This is a genomic window from Leptothrix ochracea, assembly GCF_041083635.1.
Taxonomy (GTDB): domain Bacteria; phylum Pseudomonadota; class Gammaproteobacteria; order Burkholderiales; family Burkholderiaceae_C; genus Sphaerotilus; species Sphaerotilus ochraceus.
Map to the genome: position 1 here is coordinate 53,106 of NZ_JBFPHB010000024.1, position 19,377 is coordinate 72,482.

Sequence of the window (19,377 nt, forward strand, 5' to 3'; positions counted from 1 at the left end):
AATCAAACCACCTGACCGATCTTGAAGATGGGCAGATACATCGCCACAACGATACCGCCGATGATCGAGCCCAACACGACGATGATGATCGGCTCCATCAGGCTCGACAGCCCCTTCACCGCTTCATCCACTTCGCTTTCATAGAAGTCCGCCACCTTCGACAGCATCTGATCAAGGGCACCGGACTCTTCACCGATGGCCGCCATTTGCAGCACCATCGGCGGAAAGAGGTTGCTGGTTTGCATGGCCGAGGTCAACGCGACACCGCTGGAGACATCGCGCTGGATTTGCTCCGTGGCGATGGTGAAAACGCCGTTACCAGAGGCGCCCCCCACCGAGTCCAAGGCCTCCACCAAGGGCACGCCCGCTGAGAACATGGTGGATAGGGTGCGGGTCCAGCGGGCGACGGTGGCTTTGTAGACCACCACGCCGAAGATCGGCAGTTTCAGCATGGCGCGGTCCACCAGCAGCTGGATCTTGGGTGAACGGCGCCAGCTTTGGAAGGCAAAGTAGCCCACACCACCGATGGAGCCGAAGATCAGGTACCAGTAGGCCACGAAAAACTCGGACATCGCCATCACCACCAAGGTCGGGCCAGGCAGTTCGGCGCCGAAACTGGTGAACACCTCTTTGAAGGAGGGCACCACCTTGATCATGATCACCGCCACCACCACAAAAGCGACCACCAACACCGCAATCGGGTAAGTCAGGGCCGACTTGATCTTCGATTTGAGTTCTTGCGTTTTTTCTTGGTAGATCGCCAGCCGGTCGAGCAGAGCTTCAAGAATACCGGCGGCTTCGCCCGCTTCGATCAGATTGCAGTAGAGCGAATCGAACAGCAGTGGGTACTTGCGGAAGGCTTCCGAGAGGCTGGAGCCGGTTTCGATATCGGCCCGAATGTCGGCCAACATTTTGGTCATGCGGGGGTTGGCGCTACCCCGACCGACGATGTCGAAGGATTGCAGCAGCGGCACACCGGCTTTCAGCATGGCGGCGAACTGGCGGGTAAACACCGCGATTTCGGCCGACTTGATCGCACTGCCACCCGAAGAGCGGCGCTTTTTGATCTTCGTGGCCATGATCCCTTGGCGCCGCAAGCTGGCGCTGATCATGGCTTCGCCCCCGCCGGACATCTCGCCGCGCACGATCCGACCCCCCCGGTCCTTGCCTTCCCACTGGAAGATCAAGTCCTTGCTTTTGGCTTTTTTTGCCGGGGCTGTTTTTGCCGCTGTCGCCATATGCCTTGAATCCCGTTATTGGTTGGTACAGCCGATCACTTCTTCAAGGGTGGTGGCACCCGATCGCACTTTGACCAATCCGGAGGTTCGCAGATCGCGCACGCCATCCAGAGCGGATTGCTTGGCGATGTCCACCGCCGTGCCTTGGGTCAGGATGATGCGCTGAATGTCTTCGGAAATGGGCATCACCTGATAGATCCCCACCCGACCCCGGTAGCCGTTGTTGCACGATGAGCAGCCGATGGCCTTGTAGGGTTTCCACGATCCATCAAGTTCTTCGGCCTTAAAGCCGGCGCGGATCAGGGCTTCTTTGGGGTAATCGGCCGGAGCCTTGCAGTTTTCGCACAGGCGCCGTGCCAGCCGCTGGGCGGTGATCAAGATGATGCTCGATGCGATGTTGAAGGGCGCCACGCCCATGTTCTGTAGCCGAGTCAGCGTGGTCGGCGCATCGTTGGTGTGCAGGGTCGAGAGCACCATGTGACCGGTTTGGGCGGCTTTGATGGCGATGTCGGCCGTTTCCAAGTCGCGAATTTCCCCCACCATGATGATGTCTGGATCTTGGCGCAGGAAGGATTTCAGGGCTGCGGCAAAAGTCAGGCCGGCCTTGTCGTTGACGTTGACTTGGTTGATGCCGGGCAAGTTGATTTCGGCAGGATCTTCGACCGTCGAGATGTTGATGCCGGGCTGATTCAGGATGTTCAAGCAGGTGTAGAGCGACACCGTCTTGCCCGAGCCGGTTGGGCCTGTGACCAGCACCATGCCGTAGGGGCGCTGGATGCAGGCCATCAGGCGATCTTTTTCTTCCTTCTCGTAGCCCAGCGCTTCAATGCCGAGCTTGGCCGAAGAGGAGTCAAGCACCCGGATCACGATCTTTTCGCCGAACAAGGTGGGCAAGGTGCTGACGCGGAAGTCGATCGACTTGGTGCCAAATTTCAGCTTCATCCGACCGTCTTGCGGGACGCGCTTTTCAGCGATGTCCATGCGCGAGATCACCTTGATGCGTGAGGCCAGCTTGTCCTTGATGGCCACCGGTGGCTGCACCATCTCGCGCAGCTCGCCGTCCACCCGGAAACGGACCCGGTAATGCAGCTCATAGGGCTCGAAGTGCAAGTCAGAGGCACGCAGGTTGATGGCATCGACCAGCATCTTTTGCAGGAAACGCACCACCGGGGTGTCGTCCGCCTCGTTGGCTTCTTCTTCGGGTTTGGCGTTGGGGTCTTGTTCTTCGACATCAAAGTCGAAGTCGCCGCCCACCATCGATTCCAGCGCTTCGCTGGTCGAGGTGCTCATCGTTCCGAGCAGCTTGGCCAGTTTGTCGTGCTCGACCAAGATCCACTCAGGCGTGAGCTGGGTGGCGAATTTGATGCGGTCGATCACATCTTGGGCGGTCGGATCGGCACCACCGATGAAGATGCGGTTGCCCCGTTTGCCCAAAGCAACCACCTGGCATTCGTTCAGGGTGCGTGCATCCACCAAGTTGGGCGGGATCTTGCGCATGTCGATCGCTGCCAGATCAACCAGCGGGATCGCCAAAGTCGATGACAACGCATGGGCCAAGTCGGACGCCGAAATGACGCCGGCCGTGATCACGGCGGACACGAAGGTACGCCGCTGCTCACGCGCACTGCGCGTCAGCTCTTCGGCCGTCTTCTGATTCAATTTGCCAGCGTTGACCAGAACGCGCGCAATGCCAGCCAAATTGGAGGAGGGGTCGGGGACGTTTTCAGCCACTGCAGCTCGATGGAATGAACGGGACGATGAAAGCAACGGATGATCCTTGATCCCGGCCGAGAAGTAAATCACGTTGCCAAGCGAGGAAGCAATGTAAGGACCGTTTCTTCACAAGATCTTCAGCCGAGTCCCTGGAATCTGGCTTATGTCCGGTTTTGCAACGCTTCGTAGCATCTTGTCGTTTGCGGGCAACGGGCTTTTTGCCGAGGTGACTTGAAAAGCTTGCAAGCGCCTCCAAGTTCTGGGCCGATGCCTTGGGCTTTCGCCCGGTCTTTTTGATCCCTTTCGACCATGACCAAACAAACGCTCTCCTTCCAAGCCGAAGTCAAGCAACTGCTGCATCTCGTCACGCACTCGCTTTACTCCAACAAGGAAATTTTCCTGCGCGAGCTGGTGTCCAACGCCTCCGATGCCTGCGACAAATTGCGCTTTGAGGCGCTGAACAACAACGCTTTGTTCGAAGATTCGCCCAACTTGGCTGTGCGGGTGAGTTTCGACAAAGCCGCCCGCCGCATCGTCATCAGCGACAACGGCATTGGTTTGTCCGCCCAAGAAGCCATTGATCACCTCGGCACCATCGCCAAGAGCGGCACCAAAGAATTCATGGGCAAGCTCGAAGGCGAGCAGGCCAAGGACGCTAACTTGATTGGTCAGTTCGGCGTTGGCTTTTATTCAGGCTACATCGTGGCTGACCGCATCACGGTTGAGTCGCGTCGCGCTGGTTTGCCGACCGACCAAGGCGTGCGCTGGAGCAGCGAAGGTACGGGTGACTTTGACGTTGAAGCCATCCACCGTGAGGCGCGTGGCACCGATGTGATCTTGCATCTGCGCGCCGATGAAGATGAGTTCCTCAGCACTTGGAAGCTGAAGTCCATCATCAGCAAGTACTCGGATCACCTCTCGTTGCCGGTGTTGATGCGCAAGGAGCATTGGGACGCCGAAAAGAGCGAAAACGTCATCACCGACGAATGGGAATCGGTCAACAAGGCAGCGGCAATCTGGGCGCGCTCCAAGTCCGACATCACCGACGCTGAGTACAAAGCGTTCTACGAACAGCTCACCTACGACCAAAGCGCCCCTCTGGCCTACACGCACAACCGCGTTGAAGGCCGCAGCGAATACACCCAGCTGCTCTACATCCCGGCCAAGGCGCCGATGGACATGTGGAACCGCGACAAGCGTGGTGGCGTCAAGCTCTATGTCAAGCGCGTTTTCATCATGGATGACGCCGAAGCGCTGATGCCGGTGTACCTGCGCTTTGTGAAGGGCGTGATCGACTCGGCCGATTTGCCGCTGAACGTGTCACGTGAACTGCTGCAAGAAAGCCGCGATGTGCGGGCCATCCGTGAAGGCTCGACCAAGCGCGTTTTGTCGATGCTGGAAAGCTTGGCCGATAGCGAGAGCGCAGACGACAAGGCCAAATACGCCGACTTCTGGAAAGAGTTTGGTGCAGTGCTCAAGGAAGGTCTGGGCGAAGACCATACCAACCGCGAGCGTCTGGCCAAGCTGTTCCGCTTTGCCTCGACCCACGCTGATGCGGGGGTGTCCTTGGCCGACTACGTCGCGCGCATGAAGGACGGCCAAGAGGCGATTTACGTCATCACCGCCGACAGTTTGGCCGCGGCCAAGAACAGCCCGCAGCTTGAAATCTTCCGCAAGAAGGGCATCGAGGTGCTGTTGCTGACCGACCGGGTCGATGAGTGGATGCTCAGTCACCTCTACGAATTTGAAGGGCACAGCCTGCAAAGCGTGGCCAAAGGTGCGGTCGATCTGGGGAAGTTGCAAGACGAAGAAGAGAAGAAGCAAGCCGAAGTGGCTGCTGAAGGCTTCAAGCCGACGCTGGATCGCATCAAGACTGCTTTGGCAGCGCGGGCCAAAGACGTGCGCGTCACCACCCGGCTGGTTGATTCACCCGCTTGCTTGGTGATGGAAGAAGGCGATATGAGTGCTCACTTGGCCCGCATGCTCAAGCAAGCCGGTCAACCCGCACCCAACAGCCAGCCGGTGCTGGAAGTGAATGCCGAGCACGCTTTGGTGAAGAAGCTGGCTGCGTTGCCCGAAGGGGCTTCGACCTTTGACGATTTGGCCCAAGTGTTGTTCGACAACGCCATGTTGGCCGAAGGAGGTCAGCTGGAAGATCCAGCGGCGCACGTCAAGCGCATTCAGGCCCTGATTCTGGCCTGATCGGATCGGCGGAAAAGCCGACTCAGTGCTCCAGCGCCTTGGCCACCAGTTCGGGCAAGGTGCTGGCGCTGTGCAAGACATCGCCGCTCAAAGCGCGGCGCATCTCTTCTTGGTCCATGTCGTGCAGGCGGACCTGCGTCGCGCCGGCTTCGCCGGTGCCGATCTCGATGGCCATGGGCAAATCAATCGCCCGGTTTGCACCACTGTGCAGCACGGGCACGACATCACAGCGATGACTCAGGACCAGCACGGTGCCTGACGGAGCGGCCCAGCGGGCATCGGAGCGTTGCGGTTGGCTCAGGCGGGTAAAAACCGACAAGCCGGAGCGGTTGGCTTGATCGCTGATGCGGCGGATGGTTTCATCCACCGAGTGGCTGCTGGTGTGAGCGCGAATCCCCGAGCGGCTGCGGCTCATGGATCCCGCCCCAAGACTGACGACGGCCATGGAACTGGTCAACCAGAGTTGACGCTGAGGACGTTGAGTGGGGGGCGATGGTGCATAGGTCATGGTGGGCTCCTGAGTGTTTTTGGTTGTTGTGATGAAGTCTCTTGGCACGCTGGCGATCATCTCTGGTTGCTGTGACAAGGCCGTGACAGCTTGATGACGGCCCGTGTTTTTAAAACGCGAATGAAGCTTGACTGAAGCGTGCGGCGATGAATCTCTGAAGGAGCGAGACTCTATCGGGGGGCGAGCGTTTGAGGGGTATGGCGCACTGAGCGGATCGCTCGCAACAGTGACAATTCCATGCTGGACGGGGCTTTTTAGCGCGGGGTGTGGCGCTTGTTTCTTCGCTGCAACATCACGCCACCAACGGTGGCTCAGCCATGGCGTCGATTTGTTCACGCAGCAGCGTGAGCTGTTGTCCCCAGTAAGACGGGCTCTCAAACGCGGGAAAAGCAATCGGGAAGGCCGGATCTTGCCAGCGGCGGGCGATCCAAGCGCTGTGCCCCAAGATGCGCAAGGTGCGCAGGGGCTCGATCAGCGCCAGCTCACGGCGGTCAAAGTCGCGCAGGCTCTCATAGCCGTCGAGCAAGGCCCCAAGTTGGGACTGCATCTCTTGGCGTGTGCCGCCCAAGAGCATCCAGAGGTCTTGCACCGCTGGGCCCATCACTGCATCGTCCAGATCGACAAAGTGTGGCCCCGATGGGCTCCAGAGCAGGTTGCCGGGGTGGCAGTCGCCGTGCAGGCGCAGCAGGTTCACGCGGCCATGGCGCTCTAAAGCGGCATCGACCCGCTCCAGCGCTTGCAGCGCCATCGCGTGCCAAGCGTCGCTGCCGGGTGGCAGCATGTTGCTCTTGTGCAGCCACTGCACGGCGGCGCGCGCCGCTTGGCTGCCCTCAAGTCGAATGCGCTGGGTAAAAGCACTTTGTTGACCCACCTGATGGAGTCGCGCCAGAAAGCGGCCGATCCAGCTCAAGGTATCAGGGTCTTCCAGCTCGGGTTGGCGGCCACCGCAGCGCGGGCTGACGGCCAAGCGCCAAGGGCCGACATGCGCCAAGGTGCTGGGTTCGGGCAAGGGCAACACCATGGGGGCCACAGCGGGGACTTCCGCCGCCGCGAGCTCAAGGGCGAAGGCATGTTCCTCCAGGATCTGCGCATCGCTCCAGCGGCCATTGCGGTAGAACTTGACCACCACCGGCCCGTCGTTTTCCAAATGCACTTGGAAAACGCGGTTCTCATACGAGTTGAGTTGCAGGATGCGCCCGTCGCCGCGCAGCCCCACCGCGTCGAGCGCGTCGAGCACCGCGTGCGGGGTGAGCCCGGCGTAGGGCGTATCGCTGGGATGGGTCATGCTTGACCTTGGCGGCCACGCATGCGGATGTTGAGCATTTCCACAATCATCGAAAAAGCCATGGCGAAGTAGATGTAGCCCTTCGGGACATGGTTGCCAAAGCCCTCAGCGATCAAGAGCAACCCCACCGCGACCAAGAACGCCAAGGCGAGCATCTTGATGGTGGGGTACTTCGAGATAAAGCGACCGATGGCGGCGGAGAACACCATCATCATGGCGACCGAGGTCACCACCGAGGCGATCATCACCGGCACCTGATCAACCATGCCGATGGCGGTGATGATCGAATCGAGTGAGAACACCAAGTCGATCAACATGATCTGCAAAATAGCCACACCGTAGGAAGCCCGTGGGCGCACACCGCCATGGCTTTCTTCCTCCGCACCTTGGATGGTTTCATGGATCTCGCCGGTGCTTTTCCACAGCAGAAACATTCCGCCGGCGATTAAGATCAAATCGCGTCCAGCAAAACCTCGGTCCATGACATGAAAGAGGGGCTCGGTCAGGCCGATGATCCAAGACAGCATGACCAGCAAACCGATGCGCAAAAACATCGCCATGAACAAGCCGATGCGTCGGGCGCTGTCGCGCATCTCGGCCGGTAGCTTTTCGACCAAGATCGAGATAAAGACGATGTTGTCGATCCCCAGCACCAGTTCGAGCCCGGTCAAAGTGGCCAGGGCGATCCAAGTCTGCGGTTGAAAAAGAAGTTCCAGCATGGGTATGTTTCGAAGGGTTGCACCGCCGATCATAGCCAGTGATCCTTGGCTGGCCCTTGGCCGACCTGTGGTTAACCCGTGGGTAAATCGGCTACCCTCAGCCCATGCCTGAACTTCGTACCCACGCCCCTGCGCCCGAGGCGCTGCCCACGGTGGTGACGCCGCCGACCCAAGGGCCGAGAAATCCGCAGAAATTTGCTGTTATCAACCAGCCCAGCGCCATCGATGGGCTGGGGGCTTTTGCGGTTGAGCCGATCCCCGCCTACAAGAAGATTGGCGAGATCCGGGGTGAGTTCATCAGCGTGCGCGAGGCCCATCGGCGGGTGCGTAGCCAAGCTCGCATCATGATGATCGAGGTCTCGGACAAGCGCGCCGTCGATGCCACCCACTCCACCGATCCGCTGCGCTACACCAATCATTCCTGCCAGCCCAACACGGTGTTGCGCGTGCGAGGCGGGCGCATTGAGCTTTTCGCGTTGAGGGCCATTGCCGTCGGCGAAGAACTCACCGCCGATTACGGCGAAACTCACCACGCTGGCCGCTTGAGCTGCCGCTGCGGTGCCCCTGGGTGCCGCAGTTTTTTGTGACTTCATTGCGTGGTATCGCGTGGGAGATGGCATGAACATGATGTGGACTCATCAAGGCTTTTTGAGGGCGCTATCTGGCCCCGTGGCCGGTGTCGTGTTGGCGACGGGCTTGTGGGCGAGCTCTGCGTCGCTGGCTGTTGCGGCTGAGCCTGCTTGTGCGCCCTTGTTGCAACACAACGTGCCGCGTCTGCAAGACGACGTGCCGCAATCGCTGTGTCAGTACCAGCACCAAGTGATCGTGGTGGTCAACACCGCCAGTTTTTGCGGCTTCACCCCGCAGTACAAGGGGCTCGAAGCGCTCTACGAGACCTACAAGGATCGGGGTTTGGTGGTGTTGGGGTTTCCTTCGAATGACTTCTTCCAAGAGTCGGAGTCGGCCAAGAAGATTGTCGATTTCTGCGAAGGCACCTTTGGCATCCGCTTTCCGATGTTTGCCAAAACAGCGGTCAAGGGAGCGGCTGCGATTCCTTTCTACCGGCAACTGGCGCAACGCACCGGCGAAGCGCCGGCGTGGAACTTTCACAAGTACATCATTGGGCGTGACGGCAAAAGCGTGAGCAGTTTCGCCAGCGACATCGAGCCCCAGTCACCGGCCTTCATCCGTGAGGTCGAAAAGCAGCTGGCTCGACCTTGAGTTCGCCTGCGCACACCCTTTTGATTCAACCCAGCGGCCACCACATGCCAGCGCCTGCTGGACGGACCTTGTGGGCCGCTGCTTGGGCTGCGGGTGTGCGTTTACCGAGTTCATGCCGCAACGGCACTTGCCGGGCCTGCATGTGCCGTCTGCTTGACGGTCAGATCCAGCACACCATCGACTGGCCGGGGCTGCTCCCCGAAGAAAAGCTCGCCGGCTGGATCCTGCCCTGTGTGGCCCAGCCTCGCAGTGATGTGGTGATCGAGGCGAAGGTGCTGGGCGAATAAGCCCGCGTGGGGCTTATGGCTCCTCAGCGTCTACCGTTCAATCCGCGCCCACGCCGAGTGGTTGTGGATCGATTCGAAGTTTTCGACGTCCACGCTGTAGCGACCGATGCGCGGGTCGGCGTTGAGGCGCAGGGCGACGTCGCGCACAAGGTCTTCGACGAATTTGGGGTTTTCGTAGGCGCGCTCGGTGACCCACTTTTCGTCGGGACGTTTGAGCATGCCCCAAATCTCGCTGGAGGCACTTTGTTCAGCAAAGCGCACGATCTCGTCCCAGCCGATGGGGGCCAACAGTTCGAGCTTCAGGCTGATGTTGGAGCGCTGGTTGTGCGCCCCGTAGTCGGAGATTTCCTTCGAGCACGGGCACAGACTTTTGACCGGCACCACCGCCTCAGCCCAGATCGTCGTGTGGCCGTCCCGGGTTTCGGCGATCCAGCCGCCTTGGTAGTCGAGCAAGCTGGTCACGCCTGAGACCGGCGCGTGCTTGCGGATGAAAAAGGGAAAGCGCGCCTCGATCGTGCCGTCGGTGGCGTGCAGGCGGCTCAGCATGTCGCTTAGTTCAGCGCGCCAAGTCTCGGCGCTCAGCAAGCGCTGCTCGGTGTCCAAGGCTTCCAGCCACGCCACGAAGCGCGACATGTGCGTGCCTTTTTGTTCGGCCGGCAAGGCGACATCCAAGGTCCATGTGGCCACGCTGGTGCTCACATGGGCGCCGACCTTGACTTGCAAGGGATAGCGCAGGGCGCGCACGCCCACACGCTGGATGACGAGATGCCGGGAGTCGCGTTCGCTTTGGGTATCCGGGATGGAAGGGGTATGCATGGGCACAAGTTTTATACGGAAGCCAAGAGCGTGCCAAAGCGTGTCCGAACAGCCTTTTCAATCCCTGCGGCATCAAAGCCATGGTGGGCGGCCAAGTACGCCGGGTCGCCGTGATCGACGAAGGCATCTGGCAAGCCGAGGGTGAGCACGGGGATCGAGACCCCGGCTTGTTGCAGGGCTTCGAGCACGGCGCTGCCAGCCCCGCCGGTGATGCAGCCTTCTTCAAGGGTGACCAAGGCGTCGTGGCTCAGGGCCAGTTCGAGCAGCAAGGCGGTATCGAGCGGCTTGATGAAGCGCATGTTGGCCACGCTGGCGTCGAGCGCTTCAGCGGCATGCAGGGCCGGATAGAGCAGCGGACCAAAGGCCAGCAGGGCGATGCGTGGCTGGGTGGGATCGGTGGGGTGGTTCAGGCGGCTGCTTTGGCGGCGGATTTCACCCCGACCCCAAGGCAGCTCATCAAGCGCTTGTGCGGGGGCGATGCCGGCGCCAGCGCCGCGCGGATAGCGCACCGCCACGGGCTCGTCACGGCGAAAGCCGGTGGTCAGCGCCCGGCGGGTTTCGGATTCGTCGGCGGGGGCCAAGATGGCGAGGTTGGGGATGCAGCGCATGAAGGCGATGTCGAACGCGCCCATGTGCGTGGCGCCATCGGCCCCGACGATGCCCGCCCGGTCGATGGCAAACAGCACCGGCAAGTTTTGCAAGGCCACGTCGTGGATGAGCTGGTCGTAGCCGCGCTGCAAGAAAGTCGAATAGATCGCCACCACCGGCTTGATGCCTTCGCAGGCCAAACCGCCGGCCAAGGTGACGGCGTGCTGCTCGGCGATACCGACGTCGAAGTAACGCTCGGGGAAGCGCTGATGGAATTCGACCATGCCCGAGCCTTCGCGCATGGCCGGTGTGATGGCCACCAAGCGCTTGTCGGCTTCGGCCATGTCACACAGCCATTGACCGAACACTTGGGTGAAGGTGGTCTTGGGCGGGGTGGCGGGTTTTTGCAGCCCGCGTGCCGGGTCGAACTTGCCGGGGCCGTGATAGGCGATCGGGTCGGCCTCGGCCAGTTTGTAGCCGCGACCTTTTTTGGTGACCACGTGCAGGAACTGCGCGCCGCGTTTGTCGCGCAGGTTTTCCAGCGTCGGGATCAGCGCGTCCAGATCGTGGCCGTCGATGGGGCCAACGTAGTTGAAGCCGAATTCTTCAAAGATGGTGCCGGGCACGACCATGCCTTTGGCGTGTTCCTCGAAGCGCCGCGCCAGCTCGAACAGCGGCGGGGCGTTTTTAAGCACGTTCTTGGCCCCTTCGCGGGCAGCAGCGTAGAACTTGCCGCTCATCAGCCGCGCCAGGTATTTGTTGAGTGCGCCCACCGGCGGGCTGATCGACATGTCGTTGTCATTGAGCACCACCAGCAAGTTGGGCACCTTGCCGTCGTGGGGCATGCCGGCGTTGTTCAGGGCCTCGAAGGCCATGCCGGCGGTCATGGCACCGTCGCCGATGATGGCCACGCAGTGCCGTTCTTCGCCCTTGAGCTGTGAGGCCAAAGCCATGCCCAGCGCTGCCGAGATCGAGGTGGAAGAGTGCGCCGTGCCGAAGGTGTCGTACTCGCTCTCGTCGCGCTTCGGAAAGCCTGACAGCCCACCTTGTTGGCGCAGCGTGTGCATGCGGTCGCGCCGGCCGGTGAGGATCTTGTGCGGGTAGGTCTGATGGCCCACGTCCCACACCAGCCGGTCGTCCGGGGTGTTGAAGACGTGGTGCAGCGCGATGGTCAGCTCGATAGTGCCAAGGTTGGACGAGAGATGCCCACCGGTCTGCGAAACGCTGTGGACCACGAAGTCGCGCAATTCTTGGGCAAGTTGTTTGAGTTCGGTGCGCGACAGCTTGCGCACGTCGGCCGGGGAATTGATGCGGGAAAGCAGCGCAGGAGCGGTCATCGCGACGGGCATTTCGGATCCATCAGGGCAAGTCAGTTCAGGACTCGCGTTCGACAACGCGGTCGGCCAAGAGGGCGAGCGCGTGGATGTCAGGCAAGCCTTGAGCCTCCAGCATTTGGAGGGCATCCAAGGCTTGACGGTGCAGGGTTCGAGCCCGTTGGGTGGCGCCTTCGAGCCCAAGAATGGAGACGTAGGTCGGTTTGTTTTGGCAGCGATCTTTGCCAGCTGTCTTGCCCAGCTTGTCTGAAGCTTGCGTCACGTCCAAGATGTCATCGACGACTTGGAAGGCCAAACCCAGCGCAGCCCCATAGGTATGGAGAGCGTGATTCACGGCAGTGTTGGGTTCACCGCAGGCGGCACCCATCATCACGCTGGCTTGCAGCAAGGCGCCGGTCTTGCGCTGGTGCATGTCTTGCAACTGCTGCTCGTCCAAGGTCTTGCCCGTGCTGGCCAAGTCGATCGCCTGTCCACCGGCCATGCCTTGTTGGCCGCCAGCCCGTGCGAGCAGCCCACACAGTCGTGCTTGCAGCCAAGGCGGGATCGGCAGGGTTTCGACCTCGGGGGTCAGGACTTCAAAAGCCAAGGCCTGCATCGCATCGCCGGCCAGCATGGCTTGGGCTTGTCCGAACTTGATGTGCACGGTCGGTTTGCCACGACGCAACACATCGTTGTCCATGCAGGGCATGTCATCGTGAATGAGCGAATAGGCGTGGATCAGTTCCACGGCGCAGGCTGCGCGCAAGGCGGCTTCGCGGCCGACGCCGTCGGTGGCCCCTACGGCGCGGGATGCGGCCAGCACCAGCAAGGGGCGCAGCCGTTTGCCACCGTCCAAGACGCCGTAGCGCATGGCTTCACCAAGACCTGCCGGAGCATCGGCCGGTACAAGGGCGTCCAACGTGGCTTCGACGGCAGCCAGTTCGGTGCTCATCCACGCTGTAAAAGCTTCTCGCTTCATGGGGCGTCGATCCAAGGTTTGAGTTGGCCGTTTTCCACGACCTTGACTTGTTGAGTCACGGCTGCAAGCTGATCGCGGCAGGCACCGAGCAGTTCGGCACCGCGCTGATAGCTTGTCAGCATGCCCTCAAGAGGGAGTTGGCTGTTTTCGAGGCCCTGGACCAATTGCTCGAGTTCGGCCAGTGCGGCGTCGTAACTGATTGGCGGCAAGGATTTGGATGGGGCGCTCTTGGGCATGACGAGGACAACAAAACGGGCCATTGTAGTAGGGCGGCTTCGTGAGTAGCCCGTGGAGCCCCTTTGACTTGAAACAAGAGTGTTGCGCTCAGATCGCTACAATCCCGGTCCCATCTTGGGCGTTTGCCCTTTTTCCTCATGCCGTTCTTTGGAGATTTCTGGGGATCATGTCCGACCTGAGCATCTCGCTCCAGCCGAGTCGCACCCAATTGCCCGTGTCCAGCTACTTCGACACGGCCCGCTACGAGATGGAGATGCGTCGCATCTTTCAGTCCGGTCCCCGCTATCTGGGGCACGAATTGATGATTCCAGAAGTGGGGGACTACCACGTGCTGTCGCAAGAAGGCGACGGGCGTGTTTTGGTGCGAACTGCCGACGGCATTCGCCTGATGTCCAACGTTTGTCGCCATCGTCAAGCGGTGATGTTGCGCGGACGTGGGCAAACGGGCAGCCAAGTGGTGTGCCCACTGCATCGCTGGACCTACGGTTTGGATGGCAAGTTGCGCGGCGCGCCGCACTTCGAGACCGATCCGTGCTTGCATCTGCGCTCGTATCCGGTCAAGACATGGAACGGTCTGATTTTCGAGGATAACGGCCGCGACGTAGCGGGTGATCTCGCCAAGCTCGGCCCGCAGGCGGAGCTTGATTTCAGCGGCTACGTCTTCCACCGTGCCGAGATGCACCAGTGCAACTACAACTGGAAGACCTTCATCGAGGTCTACCTTGAGGACTACCACGTGGTGCCCTTCCATCCCGGCTTGGGGCAGTTCGTCACGTGCGACGATCTGCGCTGGGAGATGGGGCACGATTATTCGGTCCAGACCGTGGGGATTGCTTCGACCAAAGGAGAGGCCCTGAGCCGCTCGGGCTCGAAGGTTTACGAGCGCTGGCAGCAGCAGGTGCGCAGTTACCAAGGGGGCCAAGCACCCCGCTCAGGCGCGATCTGGCTGACCTATTACCCGACCTTGATGGTCGAGTGGTACCCGAACGTGTTGGTGGTTTCCAACCTCTACCCCCAAGGGCCCGACAAGACCTTGAACGTGGTGGAGTTTTATTACCCGGAAGAAATCGTCGCCTTCGAGCCCGAGTACATGGCGGCCCAGCAAGCGGCCTACATGGAAACCTGCATCGAAGACGATGAGATCGGCGAGCGCATGGATCAGGGCCGCAAGGCGCTGATGCAGCGCGGCGACGACGAGGTCGGACCCTATCAAAGCCCCATGGAAGATGGCATGCAGCACTTCCATGCGTGGTACCGGCGTGTGATGCGCGAGACAGCGCCTGACGCCTGATTCTCTTGAACGAGGTTTGAGCCATGAGCCGACAAGATATTTTCCCCACCCCCTTGATCGGCGCTGACGTTTTGTCAGCATGGTTGGGGCGCGTGGTGCTGATCGATGTCAGTTTTGATCTGGCCGATGGGCATGCAGGTGAGGCGGCTTATCGGAGCGCCCACCTTCCGGGGGCTTTTTATGCGCACCTAGAGCGAGATCTCAGTGCGGCCAAAACGGGACGCAATGGTCGCCATCCTCTGCCCACCCGCGAAGCCTTTGCGGCCACGGTCGGGGCGATGGGGATTCGGGCCGACACCCCCGTGGTGGTCTATGACCGTCAGGGCGGGATGTTTGCCGCGCGGGCTTGGTGGATGCTGCGTTGGCTGGGTCACCGCGCCGTGGCGTTGTTGGATGGTGGCTTGCCGACTTGGCAGGCCCTGGGTTACGCGCTGGACAGTGGGCCGGGCCCCGTCGTGGCAAGCATGGACGATGCGGGCTTGCGCATCTGCTATCCCTTGTCGGCCGAACCGGGCATGCCCACGTTGGATGCTGATGCCGTGCAAGCCGGTTTGCATCAACACACGTTGATTGATGCGCGTGCGCCAGCACGGTTCCGTGGTGATATTGAGCCGCTCGATCCCGTGGCTGGCCACATCCCTGGGGCATTGAATCGGCCGTTTCAGGACAATTTGGCCGTGGATGGTCGTTTTCTCTCTGCCGGCCAACTGAAGGCCGCTTTCGATGCTCTCTGGGCCCGTACGGGGGATTTGCGCTTGCCGGTGGTGCATCAATGTGGTTCCGGGGTGACGGCTTGCCACAACTTGTTAGCGATGGCCGTGGCCGGTTTTGGTGATACGGCCTTGTATCCTGGGTCGTGGAGTGAATGGTGCGCTGACCCGACCCGACCGGTGCGCACTTGCGGCGTGTCAATCGGACACTGATCTCTACCGATCTCTACACTTCGTGGTCTACAAGGCGTGGCGCTTGCCCTGATACTCCGAGGCCATGTCCCTTTTTCAAGGAAAAAACGATATGTTCAAGCGCATTCTGTTTCCCACTGATGGCTCTGATATCACCACCAAGGCATTGGTCACCGCCGTTGATTTGGCGCGGACTCAAGGGGCTGAAATTCAGACTCTGGCCGTGAAGGAGCCTTTCCCTTACAGCGCCATCACTGAAATGCAACCGATGCCGCCGCAGGAGTTCTATGACGCGCAAGAGCGTTTTGCGACACAGCATCTGCATCAAGTCGAACTGGCTTGCCAAGCTGCCGGCGTGGCTTGCACGATGGTCAAAGTGGAATCTTTGCACCCTTGGGAAGCCATCCTTGAGCATGCGCGTCACCACGATTGCGATCTGATCGTGATGGCGTCTCACGGTCGGCGTGGCTTGGCCGGGTTGCTGCTGGGCAGCGAAACCCAGAAAGTCCTGACCCACAGCACCACCCCGGTGTTGGTGGTGCGTTGAGGGCGCGTTTCAGTCGTCGTTGTCGCTGCTGAACAAGCCGCTGAGCGCACTGCCAGTGGCGAGACCGCCCAAGAGTGAGCCTTCTTCACGCGAGCCACCCCGTTGTGGCGCAGCAGCAAACACGCGTGAGGCCAAGCGCGAGAAGGGCAGGCTCTGCAACCAGACTTGCCCGGGCCCGCTCAGACGGGCCAGGAACAGGCCTTCACCGCCAAACAGCGCAGTCTTGATCTTGCCGACGTACTGAATTTCAAAGTTGACGCTGGGTGTGTGGGCCACCAAACAGCCCGTATCCACCAGCAGCGATTGACCCGCTTGCAGCTCGCGGCGCACCACGGTGCCGCCCGCGTGGATGAAGGCCAGTCCGTCGCCTTCGAGCTTTTGCATGATGAAGCCTTCACCGCCGAAGAAGCCCACACCCATCTTTTGCTGAAAAGCGATGCCGATCGAAACGCCGCGTGCGGCGCAAAGGAATGAGTCTTTTTGACAGATCAGCATCCCGCCCAGCTGGCGCAAGTCCATGGGCATGATCTTGCCGGGGAAGGGGGCCGCAAAAGCGACACGCTGTTTGGCCCCGGCTTGGTTGGTGTAGACGGTGGTGAAGAGTGATTCACCCGTCAGCAGCCGTTTGCCAGCACCGAGCAACTTGCCGAAAAAGCCGCCTTGCTGGCCGGAGCCATCACCAAAAACGGCGTCCATGGTGATGCCGGCATCCATGAACATCATGCTGCCTGCTTCACCCACGGCGGCCTCGCCGGGGTCGAGCTCAATCTCGACGAATTGCATTTCCGAGCCACGAATGTCGTAGTCGATCACGTCCATGCTCATCTCAAATTCCTTGAACGGTGAGTGCGTGTAGCCACGTGGTGGCGTCGAAGGGCTTGTGCAAGATCTGTTGCACGCCTTGGTTGTGGGCCAGCTCGGTGTGGATCGCCGGGGCATGGGCTTCGAGGGTGAGCACGATCCGCAAATCGGGTTGGCGACTGCGCATGGCGATGGCCAACTCCAGCCCCGAGAGTTCGCTGGTGAGTTGTTGGGCCACCAGCAGGTGCTGCGGCTTGGGGCCCGTGTCGTGATCGATCGCAGCCAAGGCGGGCAGGGCCTGATCAAACGCGCGCACGGCGTAGCCTTCACGGCTGAGCATTTGGCCCAAGGTCTCACGCAAAGAAGCATCAGGCTCCACCACCCAGAGCATCGGTCGCGGGACGGTCGGGCTGGCTTGTGCTGCTGCGGGCCAGTTGCACAAGAGACGCAGACGCTCGCTCAGATCAATGCAGGTGCCAACGAGGCGTTGTGGGTGGTTTTGATCATCCCGGCCGACAAACAGGCGCAACAGGACGGGCATCTCATGCCCGTCCTTGTGCACCAAGCGCAGGGTCGTTTCGTGGTGGGCGGTTTCGCCTTGATGGCAGGCCGTCCAGATGGCTTGCAGGCGTGGGCGATCTTCCGGGTGGGCTTGCTCGATAAAGGCTTGAGCATCCAGACCGTCCAGCTCATGCTCGCTGTAACCCAGCAGAGCCTTGTAGCGGGGTGACAGCACCAAGGTGTTTGAGCGGATTTCGTAGCGCCAGAGTCCATCGGTGCTGCCCAGCAGGGCCAAATCAAGCAGCTCTTTGCTGTCGTGCAGCGCTTGCTCGGCCCGCTTATGCGCCGTGATGTCGATCACCGACATCACCATCAGGGGCAAGGGCAGATGGTCATCGCGCAGCGCCACCATCCCAACCACTGCCCAGACGGTGTGCCCGTCGTGATGGCGCAACGTCACTTCATGGGTGTGGTTGTTTTCGCCGGGTTGCCAGAGGCGGCCAATCCACGCCGTCACCGAGTCATCGGGGCCCAGTTCAAGCAGATCTTGCAAGGGCATGCCCAGAAGTTGCGAGCGACTGTGACCACAGAACTCGGCAAAACGGATGTTGGCGTCAAGAATTTCCCCGGCATCGGGGGCAATCAGGACGGTGCCTACCGCCGCTTGTTCGAAGATCTGACGGAAACGCCGCTCGCTGGCGCGCAGGGACTGCTCGGCTTGTTTTTGCTCTGAAATGTCCAAGGTGTAGCCCACGGTACCCAGCACGGTGCCGTTGTTGGCGCACCAAGGGGCGCAGTGCACCTCCATCCAACGCTCTTGTCCTGCGCGGGTGATGCGGCCGATGGTGATGTGCTCCAAGCGGTCTTGCATCGCCAACTGAGCTTGTTCTTCATGCGCTTGGGCGATGTCTTGCGGCCACAAATCGGCCTCGCTCATGCCGACAACGCTGGAGATATCGGGCCGACCGCACGCGTGAGCGTAGGGATCATTGACCGCCAGCAAGCGGCCTTCCTCGTCCTTGAGCCACACCATGAAGGGGAAGTTGTCCAAGATGGCCCGCAAACGGGTTTCGCTTTGTTGCAGCCCCTCGGTCATGGCGCTGGCGATGCGATGCGCTTGTTGATGCCGATCGGACATGATGCCGATCATCAGGAACAGCAACACATCCAAGGCCAAGCCTCCCAAGGCCACGATGATGGGCTGACCGGTATCGCTGGCGGCGATGTAGCCAGGTTGGGTGTGGATGAAAAGGGACCACGTTTCACCCCCAAATTCGAGGCGGGTGGTCTGGCTGAAATCGGGGGCGTAGTCGGTACGGCCCAAGTGGGGCTCTTCTTCACCAAGGTCGTGATAGAGCATGGTGTCGCGGCGCATGTCGGTGCCGTCAAAGACTTCAACGTCGATTTCCGCGTTGCTGGCCCCCAAGATGTCACGCAGGAGATCTTGGCTGTGCATGCTGGTGTAAATCCAGCCTTCCAGAGCGTTCTGGCGCTCAGTGGGGGTCTGAAGGGGCGCGTTTTTGCGGTAAATCGGCAGAAACATGAACAGCCGACGTTCCTTGAGAAGGTCAGGCGAGCCCACGTGATCCAAGCTGACCAAGCGAGAAAGGGCCGGCATCCCCGTGTCGCGGGCCCGGTCCATGGCACCTCGCAAGTTAGGCTGGGCGTACAGATCCAATCCGAGCGCTTGATGATTGGCCTCGGTGTCGGGTTCGAGATACGTGGTCGCGCTGTAAACGTCGCGTGGCCCTTCTGGGCGGATGACGTAATCAGGGTTGCCTGTGGTGCGAATCCGGCTCAGGTGTGCGCTCAGCTGATCGGTGCTGATGCGCTCAATGTAGCCAAACCCCATGATGCCGGGAAAGCGTTGATCGAGTTGAAGGGCCTGAACGTAGGTTTTCCATTCGCGTCGATCGACGGTTTCGCTGGCGCCAAACAGGCCAGCACCCCCACGAAGCATCGACTCGTAGGTCTGCATGCGTTGCTGGATTGCGCCCAGCACGTCTTTGACTTGGAAAGCGTAGCGATCCGAGGCGCGGTGCTGGATGAACTGATTGGTCACATACCAGCCCGCCCATGTCAGGACCAAGGAGATCACCAACGTCACCCACGCAGCAGGCGGGTGGTGACGCAGTGAACTCCAGAGGCTTCGCAGACTTTTCCTGAGAAGGTCTGCCATCGAAGAAGGGCGCAAATTCCAGCTCACAACAGTTCCTTTCCGGCCCGATC

The 19,377-nt window shown here is 60.6% G+C and carries 18 protein-coding genes; 7 read left to right on the forward strand and 11 right to left on the reverse strand.

Going from position 1 to position 19,377, the window contains the following annotated elements; genetic code table 11:
- Positions 1-2: 2 nt before the first annotated feature.
- Entirely contained in the window at positions 3-1,238 is a 1,236-nt protein-coding gene (locus AB3X39_RS09970; protein WP_369417227.1) for a type II secretion system F family protein, read from the reverse strand.
- 15 nt (positions 1,239-1,253) lie between these two features.
- Positions 1,254-2,969, reverse strand: a complete 1,716-nt coding sequence (gene pilB / locus AB3X39_RS09975) for a type IV-A pilus assembly ATPase PilB (protein WP_369417228.1) — start codon at positions 2,967-2,969, stop codon at positions 1,254-1,256.
- Between the two features lie 291 nt (positions 2,970-3,260).
- Here pilB and htpG point away from each other — a divergent pair, with 291 nt between their 5' ends.
- Entirely contained in the window at positions 3,261-5,153 is a 1,893-nt protein-coding gene (gene htpG / locus AB3X39_RS09980; protein WP_369417229.1) for a molecular chaperone HtpG, read from the forward strand.
- A gap of 22 nt (positions 5,154-5,175) precedes the next feature.
- Here the strand turns inward: htpG and AB3X39_RS09985 are convergent, their stop codons facing one another.
- The 3 genes from AB3X39_RS09985 to AB3X39_RS09995 all read right to left on the reverse strand — a co-directional run bounded on the left by AB3X39_RS09985 (position 5,176) and on the right by AB3X39_RS09995 (position 7,665).
- Positions 5,176-5,661: a hypothetical protein gene (locus AB3X39_RS09985; RefSeq protein ID WP_369417230.1), complete on the reverse strand. Its 486-nt coding sequence runs from the start codon at positions 5,659-5,661 to the stop codon at positions 5,176-5,178.
- Positions 5,662-5,953: 292 nt separating this feature from the next.
- The gene (locus AB3X39_RS09990; RefSeq protein WP_369417231.1) at positions 5,954-6,946 is read right to left on the reverse strand and encodes a serine/threonine protein kinase; all 993 of its coding nucleotides are present in this window, start codon (positions 6,944-6,946) and stop codon (positions 5,954-5,956) included.
- On the reverse strand, positions 6,943-7,665 hold the full coding sequence (locus tag AB3X39_RS09995) for a TerC family protein (RefSeq protein ID WP_369417232.1): 723 nt from the start codon (positions 7,663-7,665) through the stop codon (positions 6,943-6,945). Before AB3X39_RS09995 ends, AB3X39_RS09990 begins: the two co-directional genes overlap by 4 nt.
- A 104-nt stretch (positions 7,666-7,769) precedes the next feature.
- Between AB3X39_RS09995 and AB3X39_RS10000 the strand changes: the two genes are divergently transcribed.
- From AB3X39_RS10000 to AB3X39_RS10010, 3 genes are read left to right on the forward strand one after another with little or no spacing between them, the layout of a single operon-like run.
- Complete coding sequence (locus tag AB3X39_RS10000; RefSeq protein WP_369417233.1) at positions 7,770-8,252, forward strand: SET domain-containing protein; 483 nt, start codon at positions 7,770-7,772, stop codon at positions 8,250-8,252.
- A gap of 31 nt (positions 8,253-8,283) precedes the next feature.
- On the forward strand, positions 8,284-8,886 hold the full coding sequence (locus AB3X39_RS10005) for a glutathione peroxidase (RefSeq protein WP_407069720.1): 603 nt from the start codon (positions 8,284-8,286) through the stop codon (positions 8,884-8,886).
- The gene (locus AB3X39_RS10010; RefSeq protein WP_369417234.1) at positions 8,883-9,173 is read left to right on the forward strand and encodes a 2Fe-2S iron-sulfur cluster-binding protein; all 291 of its coding nucleotides are present in this window, start codon (positions 8,883-8,885) and stop codon (positions 9,171-9,173) included. Before AB3X39_RS10005 ends, AB3X39_RS10010 begins: the two co-directional genes overlap by 4 nt.
- Before the next feature lie 30 nt (positions 9,174-9,203).
- Here AB3X39_RS10010 and folE2 read toward each other — a convergent pair whose 3' ends face one another.
- Genes folE2 through xseB form a run of 4 tightly spaced genes read right to left on the reverse strand, consistent with a single transcriptional unit; the run spans position 9,204 to position 13,105 of the window.
- Positions 9,204-9,989, reverse strand: coding sequence for a GTP cyclohydrolase FolE2 (gene folE2, locus AB3X39_RS10015; protein WP_369417235.1), 786 nt, complete (start codon positions 9,987-9,989; stop codon positions 9,204-9,206).
- Between the two features lie 11 nt (positions 9,990-10,000).
- Positions 10,001-11,914, reverse strand: coding sequence for a 1-deoxy-D-xylulose-5-phosphate synthase (gene dxs / locus AB3X39_RS10020; RefSeq protein ID WP_369417248.1), 1,914 nt, complete (start codon positions 11,912-11,914; stop codon positions 10,001-10,003).
- A 37-nt stretch (positions 11,915-11,951) separates the two neighbouring features.
- Positions 11,952-12,869 carry a polyprenyl synthetase family protein gene (locus tag AB3X39_RS10025; RefSeq protein WP_369417236.1) on the reverse strand — a complete coding sequence of 306 codons (918 nt, stop codon included), beginning with the start codon at positions 12,867-12,869 and terminating at the stop codon, positions 11,952-11,954.
- The gene (gene xseB, locus AB3X39_RS10030; RefSeq protein ID WP_369417237.1) at positions 12,866-13,105 is read right to left on the reverse strand and encodes an exodeoxyribonuclease VII small subunit; all 240 of its coding nucleotides are present in this window, start codon (positions 13,103-13,105) and stop codon (positions 12,866-12,868) included. Before xseB ends, AB3X39_RS10025 begins: the two co-directional genes overlap by 4 nt.
- A gap of 167 nt (positions 13,106-13,272) precedes the next feature.
- Here xseB and AB3X39_RS10035 point away from each other — a divergent pair, with 167 nt between their 5' ends.
- From AB3X39_RS10035 to AB3X39_RS10045, 3 genes are all read left to right on the forward strand, one after another.
- Positions 13,273-14,397: an aromatic ring-hydroxylating oxygenase subunit alpha gene (locus AB3X39_RS10035; protein ID WP_369417238.1), complete on the forward strand. Its 1,125-nt coding sequence runs from the start codon at positions 13,273-13,275 to the stop codon at positions 14,395-14,397.
- Between the two features lie 23 nt (positions 14,398-14,420).
- On the forward strand, positions 14,421-15,320 hold the full coding sequence (locus AB3X39_RS10040; protein WP_369417239.1) for a sulfurtransferase: 900 nt from the start codon (positions 14,421-14,423) through the stop codon (positions 15,318-15,320).
- 91 nt (positions 15,321-15,411) lie between these two features.
- Positions 15,412-15,846, forward strand: a complete 435-nt coding sequence (locus tag AB3X39_RS10045) for a universal stress protein (RefSeq protein WP_369417240.1) — start codon at positions 15,412-15,414, stop codon at positions 15,844-15,846.
- 9 nt (positions 15,847-15,855) lie between these two features.
- Here AB3X39_RS10045 and AB3X39_RS10050 read toward each other — a convergent pair whose 3' ends face one another.
- Complete coding sequence (locus AB3X39_RS10050; RefSeq protein ID WP_369417241.1) at positions 15,856-16,671, reverse strand: TIGR00266 family protein; 816 nt, start codon at positions 16,669-16,671, stop codon at positions 15,856-15,858.
- Position 16,672: 1 nt separating this feature from the next.
- The gene (locus AB3X39_RS10055) at positions 16,673-19,327 is read right to left on the reverse strand and encodes a PAS domain S-box protein (protein ID WP_369417242.1); all 2,655 of its coding nucleotides are present in this window, start codon (positions 19,325-19,327) and stop codon (positions 16,673-16,675) included.
- Between the last annotated feature and the right edge of the window lie 50 nt (positions 19,328-19,377).

Bases quoted from the DNA above. Each gene is read 5' to 3' on its own strand.
- AB3X39_RS09970 (WP_369417227.1), bottom strand. From the start codon at position 1,238: ATGGCGACAGCGGCAAAAACAGCCCCGGCAAAAAAAGCCAAAAGCAAG.
- htpG (WP_369417229.1), top strand. From the start codon at position 3,261: ATGACCAAACAAACGCTCTCCTTCCAAGCCGAAGTCAAGCAACTGCTG.
- AB3X39_RS09985 (WP_369417230.1), bottom strand. From the start codon at position 5,661: ATGACCTATGCACCATCGCCCCCCACTCAACGTCCTCAGCGTCAACTC.
- AB3X39_RS09990 (WP_369417231.1), bottom strand. From the start codon at position 6,946: ATGACCCATCCCAGCGATACGCCCTACGCCGGGCTCACCCCGCACGCG.
- AB3X39_RS09995 (WP_369417232.1), bottom strand. From the start codon at position 7,665: ATGCTGGAACTTCTTTTTCAACCGCAGACTTGGATCGCCCTGGCCACT.
- AB3X39_RS10000 (WP_369417233.1), top strand. From the start codon at position 7,770: ATGCCTGAACTTCGTACCCACGCCCCTGCGCCCGAGGCGCTGCCCACG.
- AB3X39_RS10005 (WP_407069720.1), top strand. From the start codon at position 8,284: ATGAACATGATGTGGACTCATCAAGGCTTTTTGAGGGCGCTATCTGGC.
- folE2 (WP_369417235.1), bottom strand. From the start codon at position 9,989: ATGCATACCCCTTCCATCCCGGATACCCAAAGCGAACGCGACTCCCGG.
- dxs (WP_369417248.1), bottom strand. From the start codon at position 11,914: ATGACCGCTCCTGCGCTGCTTTCCCGCATCAATTCCCCGGCCGACGTG.
- AB3X39_RS10025 (WP_369417236.1), bottom strand. From the start codon at position 12,869: ATGAAGCGAGAAGCTTTTACAGCGTGGATGAGCACCGAACTGGCTGCC.
- xseB (WP_369417237.1), bottom strand. From the start codon at position 13,105: ATGCCCAAGAGCGCCCCATCCAAATCCTTGCCGCCAATCAGTTACGAC.
- AB3X39_RS10035 (WP_369417238.1), top strand. From the start codon at position 13,273: ATGTCCGACCTGAGCATCTCGCTCCAGCCGAGTCGCACCCAATTGCCC.
- AB3X39_RS10040 (WP_369417239.1), top strand. From the start codon at position 14,421: ATGAGCCGACAAGATATTTTCCCCACCCCCTTGATCGGCGCTGACGTT.
- AB3X39_RS10045 (WP_369417240.1), top strand. From the start codon at position 15,412: ATGTTCAAGCGCATTCTGTTTCCCACTGATGGCTCTGATATCACCACC.
- AB3X39_RS10050 (WP_369417241.1), bottom strand. From the start codon at position 16,671: ATGAGCATGGACGTGATCGACTACGACATTCGTGGCTCGGAAATGCAA.
- AB3X39_RS10055 (WP_369417242.1), bottom strand. From the start codon at position 19,327: ATGGCAGACCTTCTCAGGAAAAGTCTGCGAAGCCTCTGGAGTTCACTG.